The 17,257-nt window shown below is 58.8% G+C and carries 12 protein-coding genes; 7 read left to right on the top strand and 5 right to left on the bottom strand.

Features of this window, described 5'->3' with window-relative positions:
- Positions 1–25: 25 nt before the first annotated feature.
- Positions 26–1,492 (bottom strand): arginine-ornithine antiporter, encoded by a 1,467-nt coding sequence (gene arcD / locus U1R88_RS32830; protein WP_322435095.1) that lies wholly within the window; start codon positions 1,490–1,492, stop codon positions 26–28.
- Positions 1,493–1,789: 297 nt separating this feature from the next.
- On the opposite strand from arcD, the gene scpC reads away from it, so the two are divergent.
- The 6 genes from scpC (at position 1,790) to U1R88_RS32800 (ending at position 10,846) form a co-directional block, all read left to right on the top strand.
- Positions 1,790–3,304 (top strand): succinyl-CoA:acetate CoA-transferase ScpC, encoded by a 1,515-nt coding sequence (gene scpC, locus U1R88_RS32825; RefSeq protein ID WP_489671961.1) that lies wholly within the window; start codon positions 1,790–1,792, stop codon positions 3,302–3,304.
- A 272-nt stretch (positions 3,305–3,576) separates the two neighbouring features.
- Positions 3,577–4,896: an efflux RND transporter periplasmic adaptor subunit gene (locus tag U1R88_RS32820; protein WP_322435094.1), complete on the top strand. Its 1,320-nt coding sequence runs from the start codon at positions 3,577–3,579 to the stop codon at positions 4,894–4,896.
- Positions 4,893–6,119 (top strand): ABC transporter permease, encoded by a 1,227-nt coding sequence (locus U1R88_RS32815; RefSeq protein ID WP_322435093.1) that lies wholly within the window; start codon positions 4,893–4,895, stop codon positions 6,117–6,119. Before U1R88_RS32820 ends, U1R88_RS32815 begins: the two co-directional genes overlap by 4 nt.
- Positions 6,112–6,816 (top strand): ABC transporter ATP-binding protein, encoded by a 705-nt coding sequence (locus U1R88_RS32810; RefSeq protein WP_322435092.1) that lies wholly within the window; start codon positions 6,112–6,114, stop codon positions 6,814–6,816. Before U1R88_RS32815 ends, U1R88_RS32810 begins: the two co-directional genes overlap by 8 nt.
- A gap of 368 nt (positions 6,817–7,184) precedes the next feature.
- The gene (locus U1R88_RS32805; RefSeq protein WP_322435091.1) at positions 7,185–8,006 is read left to right on the top strand and encodes a universal stress protein; all 822 of its coding nucleotides are present in this window, start codon (positions 7,185–7,187) and stop codon (positions 8,004–8,006) included.
- A 272-nt stretch (positions 8,007–8,278) separates the two neighbouring features.
- Complete coding sequence (locus U1R88_RS32800; protein WP_322435090.1) at positions 8,279–10,846, top strand: cation-translocating P-type ATPase; 2,568 nt, start codon at positions 8,279–8,281, stop codon at positions 10,844–10,846.
- Positions 10,847–11,247: 401 nt separating this feature from the next.
- On the opposite strand, the gene U1R88_RS32795 is transcribed toward U1R88_RS32800, so the two are convergent.
- The 4 genes from U1R88_RS32795 to U1R88_RS32780 form a co-directional block, all read right to left on the bottom strand.
- On the bottom strand, positions 11,248–11,634 hold the full coding sequence (locus U1R88_RS32795) for a DUF302 domain-containing protein (protein WP_322435089.1): 387 nt from the start codon (positions 11,632–11,634) through the stop codon (positions 11,248–11,250).
- 17 nt (positions 11,635–11,651) lie between these two features.
- Positions 11,652–14,900, bottom strand: a complete 3,249-nt coding sequence (locus tag U1R88_RS32790; RefSeq protein WP_322435088.1) for an efflux RND transporter permease subunit — start codon at positions 14,898–14,900, stop codon at positions 11,652–11,654.
- Positions 14,897–15,910, bottom strand: coding sequence for an efflux RND transporter periplasmic adaptor subunit (locus U1R88_RS32785; RefSeq protein WP_322435087.1), 1,014 nt, complete (start codon positions 15,908–15,910; stop codon positions 14,897–14,899). Before U1R88_RS32785 ends, U1R88_RS32790 begins: the two co-directional genes overlap by 4 nt.
- A gap of 79 nt (positions 15,911–15,989) precedes the next feature.
- Positions 15,990–16,193 (bottom strand): YgaP family membrane protein, encoded by a 204-nt coding sequence (locus U1R88_RS32780; RefSeq protein ID WP_322435118.1) that lies wholly within the window; start codon positions 16,191–16,193, stop codon positions 15,990–15,992.
- Positions 16,194–16,617: 424 nt separating this feature from the next.
- Here U1R88_RS32780 and U1R88_RS32775 point away from each other — a divergent pair, with 424 nt between their 5' ends.
- Positions 16,618–16,920 (top strand): ArsR/SmtB family transcription factor, encoded by a 303-nt coding sequence (locus U1R88_RS32775; RefSeq protein WP_322435086.1) that lies wholly within the window; start codon positions 16,618–16,620, stop codon positions 16,918–16,920.
- Positions 16,921–17,257: the final 337 nt, after the last annotated feature.

The following is a 17,257-nucleotide window of genomic DNA, read 5'->3' as shown; positions in this document are numbered from 1 at the left end:
TTTCCTTGAACATTGATCTTACGGTTCAGAAGGGCTTGATGGCGCCGACCCACAACAGATACCCGGCGTAGGCTCCGGCGATGACCATAGCTGCCGCGAGCACGGCTTCGATCGGTCTGAAGATAGGTTCGCCACGTTCGCGTCGCGCCCAGACGTAGATGATCACTCCCGGAGCGTAGAGGACTGCGCACATGAACAGGAAAGCCAGGCCCGCCGCGTAAACCAGCCAGATCCCATAGGCGGTGGCTCCCACCCCCATGATCAGGGCTGCGATACGATTTTCCCCGGGCCTGTAGCCCTCACCGGAGAACGCGAGCTTTGCTGCAAAGGCACCCGAGAAGATGTAGGGGACCAGGATGGCCACGGAGGCGATAGAAAACAGGGCCTGATAGGTGCTCTGCGCGAAAAAGGTGATCAGCAGGAAGGCCTGGACGAGGACGTTGGTGATCAGAAGGGAAACGGTGGGCACGCCACGTTCGTTCTGCCTGGCGAAGAAGCGCGGCATGGTGCCGTCCTTGCCGGCTGCATAAGGGATCTCGGCGGCAAGAAGCGTCCAGCTCAAAAAGGCACCAACGACCGAGACCACAAGGGCGAGATTGATGACAATCGCTCCCCAGGGACCGACCACAGCTTCCAGAACGCCTGCCATCGATGGGTTTTTCAATGCCGCAAGTTCGGGACGGCTGAGGGCACCGAGAGAAAGCAATGACACCAGGATATAGAGCCCGAGACAGGTCAGAAAACCAAGTATGGTAGCAATGGCGATGTCCTTGCGCTGTTCAGCCCGCTCGGACAGAACGCTGGCGCCCTCGATGCCGATGAAGACCCATAGGGTCACGAGCATGGTGCTTTTTACCTGCGTGGTCAGGGAACCAAGCTTGAAGTCGGCGAGCCCGGAGAAATCCGCGGAGAACACGTCGAGCTTGAAGGCTACCGCTACGATCGCAATGAACAGGACAATCGGGGCAATCTTCGCGATCGTAACGATCTGGTTGATCACCGCCGCCTGGCGAACGCCGGCCCACACCAGGCCATGCACCACCCAAAGCAGGACGGAAGCGCCAAGGATCGCCTGCCAGCTATTTCCATCGCCAAAAACGGGAAAGAAATAGGAGAGCGCGCTGAAAACGACTACTGCATAAGACACATTGCCGACCCAGGCACTGATCCAGTATCCCCAAGCGCTATTGAAACCGACGAATGGCCCGAATCCCGCCTTGGCATAGGCATAGGGACCGGCATCGAGATCGGGCCGGCGCGTCGCCAGAGATTGGTAGACGAAGACCAGTGCGAGCATGCCTGCCGCGGTTATCGCCCAACCGATCAATATGGCCAGCGGGCCTGCGCCGACCGCCATGTTCTGAGGCAGACTGAAAACGCCCGAGCCCACGATGGATCCGATGACCAGCGCCGTAAGAGCTCCCAATCGTAATTTCCGGCTCGATCGCGCCGACACAGGTGACGTCGATTGAGAAAGATCGGTCGTGGCCATAAACATGCCCCTCGGATGAAATCCGAGGAACTATATGAGGGGGTAGGTTCGCGACATTGATTTGGCTCAATTCACATATCTCAAATTGCAGCAATCTGAGAAAACGATAGATAATCCGAAATATAGTTTTAGAAATCCTACCTTTTAACATAGGAACCCAAAAATATGTAATATTCAAGATTATATACTTTATATCGCATTATATATTACAAAATACGCATTAATTCGATTAGTGTTATCTACATTTTACGATTAATAAACATCTCTGCGGGTGAAATTTTCGATATCAGAAGGAGAATATCCTTGGAACGAATTGGCCATGCGAGCCTACGTGCTAAAGTGATGAGTGCAGAGGCTGCTGCTCGCTTCATTGCGTCTGGGAACACTATCGGCATGAGCGGCTTCACCGGCTCGGGTTATCCCAAGGCCGTCCCGCTTGCCTTGGCAGCGCGCATTGAGGCCGAGCACACAGCTGGCACCCCCTTTCGCGTACGTGTATGGACAGGCGCCTCCACAGGCCCCGAGCTCGACGGAGCACTGGCAAAGGCGGACGGCATTGAGTTTCGCCTACCCTACAATTCCGATCCAATTGCCCGCGAGATGATCAACCGCGGCGAGATGGAATATTTCGACATGCATCTGAGCCAGGTCGCCCCCATGGCATGGCAAGGATTTCTTGGAGCCCTCGACGTCGCTGTCATCGAAATTGCTGGGATCCGGCCAGATGGCGCGCTGATCCCGTCCTCCTCAGTCGGGAACAACAAGACTTGGCTCGATCGGGCGAACCGCGTGATTCTCGAGGTCAATAGCTGGCAAAATGCGGCGCTCGAGGGCATGCACGACATCTATTATGGCACCGCGCTGCCACCTCATCGCGTTCCCATCCCGCTCGTGCGCGCCGACGATCGCATCGGCGAACCCTATTTGCGCTGTGATCCGCAGAAGATCGTGGCGATCGTCGAGACTTCTGCCCCCGATCGCAATCTGCCATTCGCACCACCCGACGACGTGGCACACGCCATTGCCGGACATCTTCTGGAATTCCTTCGGCACGAGGTCGCAAAGGCGCGCCTTCCGGCTTCATTGTTGCCGATACAATCCGGCGTCGGGAATGTCGCCAATGCCGTTCTCGGCGGGCTCCTCGACGGACCTTTCGAGAACATGACCGCTTATACTGAAGTGATCCAGGATGGCATGCTCGACCTGTTGGCGGCTGGAAAGCTGCGCGTAGCCTCCGCGACGGCTTTTTCTCTCAGCCCGGAGGCGGCAGTGAGGCTCAATGCCGCAATGACGGATTTTCGCGACAAGATGGTCTTGCGACCGCAGGAGATCAGCAACCATCCCGAATTGATCCGCCGTCTGGGGTGCTTGGCCATGAATGGCCTGATCGAAGCCGATATCTACGGCAATGTGAACTCTACGCACATCATGGGCTCGCGCATCCAGAACGGCATCGGAGGGTCGGGTGACTTTGCTCGCAATGCCTATATCTCGATCTTCATGACCCCTTCCACCGCCAAAGGGGGCAAGATATCCGCCATCGTCCCACAAGCCAGCCATGTCGACCACATCGCACAGGACGTCCAGGTGATCGTGACCGAACAGGGACTGGCGGATTTGCGTGGCCTCTCTCCCAAGCAGCGTGCAAAAGTGATCATAGAGAATTGCGCCCACCCCGATTACAAGGCCGGATTGTGGGACTATTTTCGACGCGCCAGGGATCATTCATACGGTCAGCAATCGCCGTCCCTGCCTGGCGAGGCCCTGTCATGGCACCAGCGTTTCATCGATACTGGATCCATGCGGCGGTAGGCGTTTCAACGTCCTGAATTCAGTTCCTACGAAAATGGGCGGTTGCGCCGAAAAGTCTGCTCGCCAAGACGGCTGTCGCCATGGCTGCCGAACCCAACGAAGTAATGATCTGAGCGCCAGCGCCCATCAGGAGGACAGGAAACGCGAAGGTTTTTGATCTTGCGCAACGCCGGATCGACACGACAGGGCATAGTGATCAACACGCCGACTGTGGACGAGGCCCATCGCCCCCCACATGCGGCCATTGCTCTGGTTAGAACCGCGAAGCACCGATGCCGCCAGCCACAGCCACATTGAAAGAACCGCCGGCGCCTTTCACAGCCGATCGTATCGATCCCGCGCCGACCGCACCCCAAGTCAAAAACAGCGCGACACCTGCTCGCAGGCCAAGACTGTCTTCTCACAAATGGCTCACCGCTGGCCTCGCCATCCTTCTCGGTGTGGCTGTTTGGCAAGGCTACGAATATTTTCGCGGCCCCTTGATCACCGTCGATCCCGTGCGGCGGCGTGATCTGGTGGAGACTGTCGTGGCGAGCGGCAACGTCGAGGCACCATTCCGGGTGAACATCGCCAGCCAGATCATTGGTGTCGTTGCAGATGTACTGGTTGAAGAAGGAGCACATGTCGAGAAGGGGCAAAAACTGATCCTGCTCGACGACGACGAACTGAAGGCCCAACGCACCCAGGCGGAAGGTTCGCTCGCCCAGGCACAAGCCCGCTTGCGACAATTGCGAGAACTGGTCTTGCCCACGGCGCAGGAAACGCTTGTTCAGGCACAGGCCACGGCGCTCGAGGCCCGGCGCACCTATGATCGAAGCGTCAGTCTTTATCGCAACGGCCATATTGCTCAGGCAGTTCTCGACACTGACCAGAAAAATCTCGATGTGGCACATACGCAGGTTCGCGCCGCACAATTGCAGGTCTATACATCCAGCCCCGGCGGCAGCGATTATGTCATGGCGCAAACGCAGCTCGAGCAAGCCCATGCCAATCTCGAGGCTGCCAATTCCCGGCTTGGACACGCTGTCATCACAGCGCCACGAGATGGTGTGCTGATTTCCCGCAATGTCGAGCAAGGCTCGGTGGTCCAACCGGGTACGACCTTGCTGACCCTGTCTCCCAGTGGAACGACACAGCTGGTGCTCGACATCGACGAAAAGAACCTGGGTCGTCTGACAGTGGGCCAAAACGCGCTCGCCTCCGCCGACGCCTATCCGAGTCAGCGCTTCCCGGCCCGGATCGCCTTCATCAATCCCGGCATCGACATCTCGCGGGCCTCCGTGGTGGTCAAGCTGGATGTCGCGCATCCACCAACCTATTTGGTTCAGGACATGACGGTATCGGTCGATATCGAAGTTGCCAGACGGGACGGTGCCCTGACCGTGCCGCGGCGCGACGTCCATGATCTGCTCTCAAACGATCCATGGGTCCTGGTCGAAAGCAAGGGCCGCGCTCTGGCGCGCAGGGTAAGGGTCGGGCTGATCGGTGACAGTGATGTCGAGATCGTCGAGGGACTTGCCGAGAGCGATCACGTGGTTCCAGTCGCCGCCAACCTCGCCGACGGGCAGCGCATGCGGGGGACAGGCTCATGAATCCTTTCCTGCCCTTCGAATGGATTGCAGCGACGCGCTTCCTCAAGGAGGGGCGAATGCAAACCGCTTTCATCGTCGGTGGCGTCACGATCGGAGTGGCGGTCATCGTATTCATGTCAGCCATGCTGGCATCCATGCAGGCCAACTTTCTCAAGCGCGTCCTGACCTCCCAACCGCAGATACAACTCCTCGTTCCTCAACAGATCGCACGCCCCCTGCGGCCTTCGTCGCGCGAGGTGGTCATGGCAACCATACAGCGCCCAACGCAGCGAACACTGTCCATCGACCAGTGGCAGAAGATCCTGCAGCAAATGCGGACCTTACCGGATGTAAGTGTCGCAACCCCGACCGCAGCGGGTTCCGCCCTGGCTTTGCGAGGAGATGCCAGTCGAGCGATCAGCCTTACGGGCATCGAACCGGACGACTATTTCAAGATCGTTCACCTCCCCGATTACATCGTCGCTGGTGAGCCGCGCCTGGACACCGATGGGATCGTGGTCGGCATGGATCTGGCTGCAGATCTGGGCGCGAATGTCGGAGACAAGCTCAACGTCACAGCCGCTTCCGGGGCGAACCGCATCCTCACAATCAAAGGAATTGTCGATCTCGGAAACAAGAATGTCAACGAGCGGGCGGCCTATGTGACGCTACGCACCGCCCAGTCCCTTCTCGGCCTCATCGGAGGTGTCACAACGATAGACATGACCGTGAAGGATATCTATGCGGCTCGCGATATTGCCCAGCGCATCCAGGCGAGTACGCGCGTGGAAGCCGACAGCTGGATCACCACCAATACCCAGTTCTTCACCGCCGTGCAGGCGCAGAGCACCGCGAATACACTCATTCGTATCTTCGTCGGCCTTTCTGTCGCGGCCGGGATCGCAGCGGTTCTGGTGGTCACGGTGGTCCAACGCTCCAAGGACATTGGGATATTGCGGGCAATGGGTACGTCACGAGGCCAGATTCTTCGAATCTTCCTGCTGCAAGGCGGATTGCTTGCCTTCATTGGCTCTGCTCTTGGAGCCGCCGCGGGCGGCCAGGCGGTCATTTTCTACCACGCCTATATGCGTCAGCCCGACGGCAAGGAGATCTTCCCGCTCGTTCTCAATCATGATCTGTATATTGGTTCGATCTTGCTCGCCACCCTCACCGGCGTCGCGGCCGCTCTGATTCCGGCCCTGCGCGCATCCAACCTCGATCCGGTGGTAGCGATCCGTGGCTGACCAGATCTATACCCTGCGGGGCGTCACAAAATCCTACAATGTCGGCACGCCGGTCGAGGCCCGTGTGTTGCACGACATCGATCTGGACATTGCCCGCGGTGAATTCCTGGCGCTGATCGGCCCTTCCGGCTCCGGAAAGAGCACGCTGCTCAACATAATCGGGCTCCTCGATCGACCCAGTTCAGGCCATCTCGTCATCGACGGCCAGGATGCGGCAGCCTTGAGCGATGCCGGCCTGACCCATCTTCGCGGCCACAAGATTGGCTTCGTCTTCCAGTATCATTATCTGCTTTCGGCCTTCACCGCCCGCGAGAATGTGATGTTGCCCATGGTGGCCGACCATGGATTTGCAACCGCTCTCATGGAGCACCATGCCGCCGAACTCCTGGATCAGGTAGCCTTGGGCGCATTTGCCAATCATCCCGCCATGAATATGTCGGGAGGTCAGCAGCAGCGAGTTGCCATCGCACGAGCGCTTGCAATGGACCCTCCCCTCGTCCTTGCGGATGAGCCGACTGGTAATCTCGACACGCAGTCGGCCCAGGGCGTGTTTGCGCTGATGCGGGAAATCAACCAGCGCCGAGGAACGACCATTATCATGGTGACCCACAATCTGGCGCTCGCACGTCGGTGCGACCGCATCATCGAGGTCGTGGATGGGCGTGTGAGGCCTGCAGAACCGATGCCCCCTCTATAAGCCCCGGACGATTTCCGGCCAGGGCTCGTGGCCGATCGGAGGCTCGACGGGCTCCTGACAGTATCAAACGTCGGATCCATTCCATTGCCCGGGCTTCTGTCGAAGCTGACCGAGCGTTTTGGACAGGCTGAAGCCTTGAGCCGCGGCGGTGGAATCGGGCCGTCGATCGTGCCGATGATTACTGACCGCCAGAACTTGCTATGCCTTGGCAGGCAGGAGCCGTGCAGGATCCAAGGTCCGAACCGCCGGCACGGCAGACAAATAGCAGATCCGGCCTCCAGTTGACCTCGCTCAATTCAGGAAGGAGCGAAGGCTGCTACGAATACCGCCCATAAGGAGATTACACGTCACTATGGGAGGGCCGTTTCATGACAATCGCCGCAGTCATGGTTTACGTCGAGCCAACACAGCAAGCTGAAGAACAAGTGGCGGTCGCGCGATCAATTGCGTCTAAGTTCGGTGCAGCGATCATAGGTGTTTCAGCCTGGGCCATCGAACCGACCTTCGTGTCTGGAGGGGTGGTGATTTCCGACACCACGCCTCAGGACATCATGCTGATGAAGGCAACCCTGGCCCAGAAAGCAGAATGGTTTCGGGAGGTCGTCGGTTTTCCAAAAGAACGGGTTGAGTGGCGTTGGGCCATTGAACACCCCAATGTCTTTCTAGCAAATGAGGCCAGATCCGCCGACTTGATTGTGGTCAGAAACCCGCAGCAACGGGTCGACCCCTATCGTATTGCCGATCCGGCGGACATGGTGCTGCGACTGGGCAGGCCCACGATTTTAGCACCTGAACATCTGCACGATCTTCATGCCGACCAGATCATGATCGGTTGGAAGGACACGCGCGAAGCCCGTCTTGCGGTTCACAACGCATTGCCATTCCTAAAAGCAGCATCGCAGGTGACAATCGCCGAGATCTGCACTTCAACTGAACAGGATGCGGCGCGACATCGCGTCCGCGATGTCGCCAGATATCTGCAACTTCATGGCGTGAAAAGTGAAACGGAGGTTCGTGTCCACATGGTGGAGACGGATGCCTCTCATCTCATTCGCATGGCTAAGGAAAGGGGTGCCGATCTGATCGTCAGTGGAGCCTATGGCCACAGCCGATTGGGCGAGTGGATCTTTGGAGGCATGACGCGGACTCTGATCCAGGAATCCCCATTTTGCCTCATGATGTCCCACTAGCCGTTGCAGGCGCCCAAGAATACGCACGGCGACGGGAAATGGCCTGCGGCCAAGGTGTGAAGCGCTCGCCCTCGCGGCGTTGTCGAGACTTGTGCGTATTCTAGTCCCTGCCTTGCGATCGGCACCAAGAGCGCTGCGGCGCGGCATGAGTGCGCGCCCACACTGATGCATGTCAACGCGATCGGCTGCAATACGGCACAGTCTTGATCGAGCCGTTCCAGCATCACAGTCCACGAAGGGACGTTGCGGCATCTCGCAGGAAGGTTGCCATCATGGACCATCGGACAGATCGAACACCCGTCCTGCAAGGTTTGTCGGAGACGGAGGCACAAGCCCGGCTCGCAAAAGATGGTTTTAATGAACTTCCCCGCTCTCGCCGTCGATCTTGGCTGTACATCACAGGAGAAGTCCTGCGTGAGCCGATGTTGTTACTCCTGGTTGGCGGCGGTGTTGTATATTTGTTGCTCGGCAACGGGGACGAAGCCCTCATTCTCCTAGCTTTTGCCTGCCTTTCAATCGGCATTACCGTGGTGCAGGAAGCGCGGACCGAAAAAGTGCTCGAGGCCCTGCGCGACCTCGCTAGTCCACGCGCTCTGGTGCTCCGGGCCGGGCAGCGCAAGCGTGTAGCCGGCCGGGAGATCGTGCGGGGTGACCTGATCTTGCTCAACGAGGGAGATCGTGTCCCCGCCGATGCTCGGCTGATCGAGTGCACTGATCTTTCGGCCGATGAATCATTACTGACAGGCGAAGCAATCCCAGTGCGGAAGATCGCTGCCGGTTTAGACGCCCGGACATACCGGCCTGGCGGCGAGGATTTGCCGGTGGTGTTTTCAGGTTCGCTGATCGTGCGCGGGTCGGCACTCGGCGAAGTGACCGCGACCGGCCCTGCGAGCGAAATCGGCAAGATCGGCACGTCGCTCGGCGGGCTAGAGATCGAGACCCCGCATCTTCAGCGCCAAATGCGAACACTCGTGATGGCGCTTGGCATTGTAGGGGCGACGGTTTGCCTAGCCGTCGTGGTGCTGTTCGGCCTAACGCGGGGGAATTGGCTGGATGCCACCCTGGCTGGAATCGCCGTCGGCATGTCCATGCTTCCGGAAGAGTTTCCCATGGTGCTTGCAGTGTTCATGGCGATGGGCGCTTGGCGCATCTCCAAGGCGCGCGTTTTGACCAGGCGGGCTGCTGCCATCGAGGCGCTGGGGGCTGCAAGTGTCCTGTGCACCGACAAGACCGGCACGCTGACGGAAAATCGAATGAAAATCGTGGAGTTGATGCTCTCGACCGGCAAACGTCAACGAGTGGATATAGGGCCCTTGTCGCCACCTTTTTACGATCTGGTGCTGACAGGAACGTTGGCATCAGCGCCACGTCCCATCGATCCCATGGAAAAAGCCTTTCACGATCTCGTCCAACGGGATGAAACGTGGAGTCTGGTGAGATCCTATCCGTTGGCCCGCGAACTGCTGGCGATGACCCAGGTATGGCAATCGGGAACGATACTCACGGCCGCAGCCAAAGGCGCACCGGAGGCAATCGCCAGCCTGTGTCAGCTGGAATCAGCTGCCCGAGCCTCAATTGCGGCTCAAGTTGACGAAATGGCGAAAGCTGGACTTCGTGTCCTGGGCGTAGCAATGGCGGAAGCCGGTTCCCCATTGCCCGGCAAGCAAGCGGATTTCGACTTCCGTTTTCTTGGACTGGTCGGATTGTCCGACCCGCTAAGGGCCTCGGTACCCGCCGCGGTTGCGGAATGCCGGGCGGCAGGCATTCGCGTGATCATGATCACTGGCGATTATCCCGCGACTGCAAAGGCGATCGCCCGCGATGCCGGTCTATCGGGCGATCTGGTCCTCACGGGCGCAGAGCTGGAGACTGCGGACGACAGGACACTGGCAACCGCAGTGCGAACCACGACTATCTTTGCCCGTATCATGCCCGAACAGAAACTACGTATTGTCAATGCATTGAAGGCCAATGGGTCGATCGTCGCCATGACGGGAGACGGCGTCAATGACGCCCCCTCGCTCAAGGCTGCACATATCGGCGTGGCGATGGGAGGACGCGGGACGGATGTAGCGCGCGAGGCCGCCTCAATCGTGCTTCTGGATGATGACTTCGGCTCGATCGTCACGACCATTCGGCTCGGCCGCAGGATCTACGCAAATCTTCGCAAGGCGATGAGCTTCATTCTGGCTGTCCACGTGCCGATTGCGGGGCTGGCGCTGATGCCATTGCTGTTGGGCATGCCCCTGCTGTTTGCACCAGTCCACATTGCGTTCCTGGAAATGGTGATCGATCCCGTCTGTTCCCTGGTCTTCGAGGCCGAACGCACTGAGGAGGGTGTCATGCGTCAAAAACCGCGCCCTGTGACCGAGCCCCTCTTTTCTGGACCGATGATCCTTTGGAGCCTCATGCAGGGCGGACTCGCACTCGGTGCCACCGCCATAGTCTACTGGTTCTCTGCCGGCTATGGCCTCGACGAGTTTCAGGTTCGCGCCCTTACGTTTGCATCGCTGATCTTCGCGATCATCGCCCTCATCCTGATCAATCGTTCCGCCTCATCTTCGCCAGTCGCTGCAATCGTCCGACCCAACCGGGCTCTGGCGTTCGTATTGCCCGTGATTGGTGTGGCGATGGGCGTCACGATGTTCTGGCAGCCCGCCAGCGCCCTGTTCCGATTTGGCGCCCTGGAGGGTTTCTTACTGGCTGTGCCGCCACTAACCGGAATTTCGATTATGTTGATCCTGGAGCTATTGAAATCACTATGGCGTCTTACGGCGCATCATGACCCGTTGGCACCAGCCACAGGTGGTGCCCCCTCCAGCAAGATCGATGGCGCATGATATCAGTAGGATTCTGGGGAACCCGTTCACTCTCCTGGGCTCCATAGTGCAACGGGTTTGTATGCCGCCAAAAGCCGGTGGTTACCTCTTTGCGTTTCATATGGGCGGGTTTTTATCAGCCCCGGGTGGTCGGGATTTGTGGAGTGTCCGCCTGCACGGACTTGCCCCCTATACCCGGCTACCGGGACAGCCCGAACCACGAGCAAATAAAAGGGGCAGCCTTACGCCAAGATCCAAGCCACATGATTGACCGTGACGGCCGGCCGGGTTCCCGTCATCGTATATGCGCCAGCTTCAGGCGCTCCTAGGCTTGGCACTCTTTTCTTCGCCCGCTGTCGCGATGCACAAGATTATCCGAGCACCGCGCGACGGCCGGGTGAAGATGGCGGCGCGCCTGTTCTCTACAGAGTTTCAATCATCCCTTTCAGCAAGTCGCGCACCTTCCTAGCCGAAAGCTTCAACGCATCGTTCTCGACTGCTGCCATTGATGCTACCGGATCGATAGCCGCCACTTCGACATCGCCATGGCCAGCATCCTGGACGACAACGTTGCAGGGCAGCATGGTGCCGATCTTATCTTCGATCTCAAGCGCCTCCCGCGCCATCCCGGGGTTGCACGCGCCGAGGATGCGATAGTTGCGGTAGTCGACGCCGAGTTTTTTCTTGAAGGTCTCCTTCACGTCGATCTCGGTAATGACACCGAAACCAGCACGCTTGAGGGCGTCGGTCGTGCGCCGCACGGCATCGTCGAATGAACAATGAAGGATCTTGGCGAAATAATAGGCCATAGGCTTTCTCCCCTGCTTCAGATTGACTCTGTACCCGTGCCGGTCGGCTGCTGCGTTCCAGGCGTGGCCGACGAAGACACCCGCTCTCCCCTGAGCACCACATAGATGGCCGGTATGACGAGCACTGTAAGTGCCGTGGAAGAGGCAAGTCCGAAAAGAAGGGAGATCGCAAGCCCCTGGAAGATGGGATCGGCGAGGATGACGGCCGCCCCAATCATGGCGGCCATTGCCGTGAGCAGGATCGGCTTGAATCGAACGGCGCCAGCTTCCAACAACACATCGACAAGAGAGCGCTCGGGACGGCGCGCATGCCGGATGAAATCGACCAAGAGGATCGAATTGCGCACGATAATGCCAGCAAGTGCGATGAAGCCGATCATCGATGTAGCGGTAAAGGGGGCAGCAAACAACCAATGCCCAAGCACGATGCCGATGAAGGTGAGCGGAATGGGCGTCAGGATGACGAGCGGCAGCTTAAATGATCCGAACTGAGCGACGACAAGGATGTATATGCCGAGGATGGCGACCATGAAGGCGGCCCCCATGTCGCGGAAGGTGACCCAGGTCACTTCCCATTCGCCATCCCACAAAACCGTCGGATGTGTCTCATCATCCGGCTGACCGTGTAGCGAGATGATCGGCTTGGGTATGTTGCCCCAATCTGCCGAACCAATGACATCGCCCACAGCGATCATGCCATAAACCGGCGCTTCGTAGGCCCCGGCGAGTTCGCCTGTCACCATCTCCGCCGGACGGCCGTTGTGCCGGAAGATCGGAAACGAAGCCGGCTCCCGAGCGACACTGACCACGTCGCCCAGTTCGACGATGCCGCGTCCACCTGGGATGGCATTGGCGGGGATCGGCGTGGTCAGCACTCTCTCACTTACCACCGAACCCGCCTTTGAAAGCGCGAGGCGGATGGGGATCGGCTGGCGCTCGCCGCCACGATGAGAATAGCCGACGGTCTTGCCGCCATAGAGGTAACTCAGCGTGTTATACACATCCGACTGCTCAACGCTGTAGTATTCGAGATTGTCCTGGTCGATGGAGACACGGACCCGTTTTGGCTGGTTGTGATAGCTGTCGTCCACATCGACGATGAAGGGCACGCTTGCGAAAGCCTGCCTCACCTTTGCCGCGACCGCGCGGCGTGTCTGCGGGTCGGGGCCGTAGATCTCCGCCAGCAATGTAGCGAACACGGGCGGACCAGGCGGGGGCTCGACCACCTTGACAACCGTATCGCTGGGCAACTCCAGGCCTTTGAGGTGATCACGTATGTCGAGCGCAATCGCGTGGCTCGTCCGGTTCCGATCGCCTTTGCCCAGCAGATTGATCGCGATGTCCCCCTGCTCGGGGCCGGAACGCAGGCCATAATGGCGCACCAGGCCGTTGAAATCGAACGGTGCGGCCGTGCCGGCATAAGTCTGGAACGAAACGATCTCCGGCACGGCTTGCAGACGGTTGACCATCGTCTGCAATGTCCGGTCGGTGTCCTCCACCGACGCCCCTTTCGGCAAGTCAAGCACGACTTGGAGATTGGCCTTGTTATCGAACGGCAGCAGCTTCACTGCGACATTCTTGGTATAGAACAGGCTGAGCGATGCGAGTGTGGCGCCCCCGACAAGCAGGAGGAAGATCCAAGCCCGCACGCGGGTTTTCAGGATGGGGCGCGCCACGATGACATAGAGGTGGCCGAGGCGGCCGCCCGCCGCATGCATTTGACCGCTGATGCGATGGGAACCAGTCATCTTCATCATGAGCCAGGGTGTCAGGACGACGGCAATGAAGAAAGAAAATAGCATGGCCGCCGATGCGTTGGCCGGAATGGGACTCATATAGGGGCCCATCATGCCCGAGACGAACAGCATGGGCAGCAGGGCCGAGACCACCGTCAGCGTGGCAACGATCGTCGGATTACCGACCTCTGCAACTGCGTCGATTGCCGCCTGCACTCGAGGGCGGGCATCCAGCATTGCCCAGTGGCGGGCAATATTCTCGATTACGACGATGGCGTCATCAACCAGGATGCCAATCGAGAAGATCAAAGCAAACAGGCTGACGCGATTGAGCGTGTAGCCCATGATCCAGGAAGCAAAAAGCGTCAGCAAAATGGTCGCTGGAATGACCACCGCGACGACCAACGCTTCGCGCCACCCAATGGCGACCGCCACCAGGACGACAATGGAAATCGTCGCAAGACCAAGATGCAGGAGAAGTTCGTTGGCTTTTTCGTTGGCGGTCGCGCCATAGTCGCGCGTTATCATCATTTCCACGTCGACCGGGAAGATCTGGCCGCGCACCTGCTCGAGGCGACGCACGATGCGTTCCGCGATGACGACGGCATTGGTGCCAGGACGCTTGGCGATGGCGAGCGAGACGGCCGGTGCCCGCTCCAGCCCCGCGGGGGTCTTACGGATATCAGTGACACGATTCTCGGCGGGCGAAGTCGCGAGCACGACCTTGGCGACGTCGCGAACGTAGACCGGACGGCCGTCGCGGGCCGTGAGTACGATGTTGGCGATCTCAGGCAGCGCCTGCAGCGTCTGGCCAGCCACGAGGGCGCGCTGCTCGGCACCCTCCCGCACAGTACCCACGCGGAACGAGCGGTTCGCCCCTTCGATCTTGGCCGCGAGTTGCTGCAAGGTGATGCCGTAGAGCGAGAGCCTATCCGGATCTGGCTCGACTTGGAACTGATCGGGTTGCTCGCCAACGATATACGTAAGGCCAATGTCTGGCAGCTTCGACACCTCGATTTGCAGTTCGCGCGCCAGCCGCGTCAACCCGTCCGGCGTCCAGCGTGATATGGCTCCCGCTGCCGGCCGCAGCGTTACGACGACAATCGCTACATCGTCGATACCGCGCCCGACGATGAGCGGCTCCGGGATGCCAATTGGAATGCGATCCATATTGGCGCGAATTTTTTCGTGCACACGCAGAACGGCAGCATCGAAATTGGTGCCCACTTTGAACCGCGCTGTGACGAGCGTCCCATCATCCTCTGTCTGAGAGTAGACATGTTCGACGCCATCGATGCTCTTGACGATGGTTTCCAGCGGCTCGGTCACAAGCTTGACAGCATCCTCTGCTTTCAAGCCATTGGCGGAGACACGGATATCGACCATCGGCACCGAGATTTGTGGTTCTTCCTCTCGGGGTAACGTAAGAAGCGCGACAAGTCCGAGCGCGAGGGCAGCAAGCAGAAAGAGCGGCGTCAAGGGCGAGGCGATAAAGGTGCGGGTGAGACTGCCTGCGAGTCCTGGCTTCATGGCAGCGCCACCCGATCGCCGGCATGGAGACCGGTCAGCACCTCGACGAGTTTGCGTCCCTCATTCTCGAAGGTCTCACCGAGGATAACCGCTACGTCCATTTCGGTGCCGAGCAAAGCGACGCGCACATAGTCGACGCCATGAAGCGTTCTGACAGCGTCGGGCGGCACGGCCAGGACCGTTCGCTGACCGACCGCGATCGAGACAAGCGTACGCTCATTGATGAAATAATCGCCGATCCCAGCGACTTCGACGTCTGCAAGGACGCGCCCATCGGCGATCTCCGGATAGACCTTGATGATCCTTCCCAGTTGAGCTGCAGTAAGTCTGCCTGCTGATTGGACCACTCCGCGCTGAGCGACAAGAACTTGTGCGCCTTGCGCCAGTTGCGCAGCATGCCGCTCCGGCAACGATAGGCGCAGATAATAAGGTCCCGGCGCGACACGGGCGATCTGTTCTCCAGCGAGGATGACCGAGCCTGGTGTAACAGGCACGCTCAACACACGGCCTGTTGCAGGTGCGAGCACATCGCCCTCTCTAGCATTTTGCTCGATTACGGCCTTTTCCGCCGTCGCCGCCGCGATCTGGTTGGTTATGACCTCAAACTGCATCCGGGCCGCATCGAGGGTGGCTTGAGATCCAGTCCCCGAAGTCCGGAGCTGCTGGGCTCTCTCAAGCTGAATGCGCGCATTCTCGAGCTGTGAGTTTAGCGCCTCGATCCTGGCGTCTGCGGCATGGAGTTGAAGGCCCAACTTATCATCGACTACCGATGCTATCAGTTGGCCCTCACGTACTTGATCACCCTCTTGGATCCGTATCTCGCGCACGGTACCGCCGATACGGGCTCGAGCCGGGAGTACGATGCGGCTTTCGACCTGACCGAACACGGCCTTGGTTTCGGCAATGGTGAGAGGCTGAACAACGAACTCGCTGGCCCATACAGGCTGGGCAGCGAGAGCCGCCACTACGGCATGAAGGATGACAGCAAAGCGTGGAAGCAAGTGAGGCATCGGCAATAGCGCTCTTCGGGCCACAATTCTAAAATGTTGCTTGGGACGAACGTACTAATTGCTCGAGTACGCTCGCGTGCTATTCGAAGGCGCTTCCGGCCTTGATGCCAAGTCTTCGGAAGACGATCGCCGCAGGGCAGAACCCTGTCACCGATGCCTGCATCAGATTCAATCCGACAAAGGCATTCAGCAGGTACCACCAGGGTGACAGATAGAAGCCCAGCGCGAGCGACAGTAGAACCATGAAGCCGGCAAACATCATTACGGCGCGGTCGATCGTCATTGCCTTTGTTCCTTCCTCTCGTTGTGACATGTTGGACATGATTTTCCCAGCAGTAGCCGATGGATTGGACTCGACCACGGCATTGGTCAGGGCCAGGCCTCCGATCCGAAAAGCGGCATGGATATGGAACGGGAAGAGCCGTGACTGACGGTCGCGAAACGATCCCTCGTTCGCGATCTTCCCATTCGTGCACAAGCCATCGTGTTTCCACCAGAGCCTGCGCTGAGAACAAGGATCGGAGGCATGTCGTTGCACCAAAACAGCTGTCCTTGTATTCGACACCAGCATCGTCAATTCTGCCTTGATCTGGCTCAAGCCAACCTGCAGCATGTCCGCCTGAACTGATCGTCCGCCGGATTGCGGAAGTATGGGGTAGCACTTAACATTCAAAAGTTTTAAATTCAATAGTATGAATGTATCAGATATGGTCCCGGCCGCCAATTCGGCCGCCGAATTGATGCGCAGCCTGTCTCACCCACAAAGGCTGCTGGTGCTTTGCGCTCTCGTGAGTTCTGAAAAGTCGGTGGCCGAACTGCGCCACGAACTTGGAATCGAACAGGTCCCTATGTCGCAGCAACTCATGCGTTTGAGGGCAGATGGGCTGGTCGAGGCTCGGCGCGAAGGCACGACCGTCTATTATTCGATTGTCCGGCCCGAGATCCTGACAGTCGTGCGTGCGTTGCACGCGGCCTTCTGCCCATCGACGGGAAATGAACCGGTGCGCTGAAGCGTCCCCATGACACAAGCAATCTCTAGGCGGCGCAGGGCTTCGCCATAGCCCGACCGATCAGCACGAACGCGACAATGTTGCGGAAGAAAAGCGTGGCTATGGGAGAGGACATGTCTGATCAACCCGCCCGGTGCTCGCGAACTTGCTCAAATTGGCATGTATCGTCAAAGACTTGGAATCTTATTTCATAAGCAGCATCAATCTCGATGAATATCGCGCCTCATTCAGCCATAGAAAGTCTGAAGCCAGGATGTGCTCCTAGGCCTCGTGGACAAAGGGCAGCCACAGCAATGCTGATGCGAGGCTGACGAAGCCGAGATATGACTCTCTGGTT

This window comes from Labrys sedimenti, assembly GCF_034424805.1.
GTDB lineage: Bacteria > Pseudomonadota > Alphaproteobacteria > Rhizobiales > Labraceae > Labrys > Labrys sedimenti.
This window is presented reverse-complemented; position numbering and strand designations above follow the sequence as displayed.

Coding starts and splice junctions, on each gene's coding strand:
- U1R88_RS32795 (WP_322435089.1), bottom strand. CDS start 11,634: ATGGCCTATTATTTCGCCAAGATCCTTCATTGTTCATTCGACGATGCC.
- U1R88_RS32815 (WP_322435093.1), top strand. CDS start 4,893: ATGAATCCTTTCCTGCCCTTCGAATGGATTGCAGCGACGCGCTTCCTC.
- arcD (WP_322435095.1), bottom strand. CDS start 1,492: ATGGCCACGACCGATCTTTCTCAATCGACGTCACCTGTGTCGGCGCGA.
- U1R88_RS32805 (WP_322435091.1), top strand. CDS start 7,185: ATGACAATCGCCGCAGTCATGGTTTACGTCGAGCCAACACAGCAAGCT.
- U1R88_RS32785 (WP_322435087.1), bottom strand. CDS start 15,910: ATGCCTCACTTGCTTCCACGCTTTGCTGTCATCCTTCATGCCGTAGTG.
- U1R88_RS32780 (WP_322435118.1), bottom strand. CDS start 16,193: ATGACGATCGACCGCGCCGTAATGATGTTTGCCGGCTTCATGGTTCTA.
- U1R88_RS32775 (WP_322435086.1), top strand. CDS start 16,618: ATGGTCCCGGCCGCCAATTCGGCCGCCGAATTGATGCGCAGCCTGTCT.
- U1R88_RS32800 (WP_322435090.1), top strand. CDS start 8,279: ATGGACCATCGGACAGATCGAACACCCGTCCTGCAAGGTTTGTCGGAG.
- U1R88_RS32820 (WP_322435094.1), top strand. CDS start 3,577: ATGCCGCCAGCCACAGCCACATTGAAAGAACCGCCGGCGCCTTTCACA.
- U1R88_RS32790 (WP_322435088.1), bottom strand. CDS start 14,900: ATGAAGCCAGGACTCGCAGGCAGTCTCACCCGCACCTTTATCGCCTCG.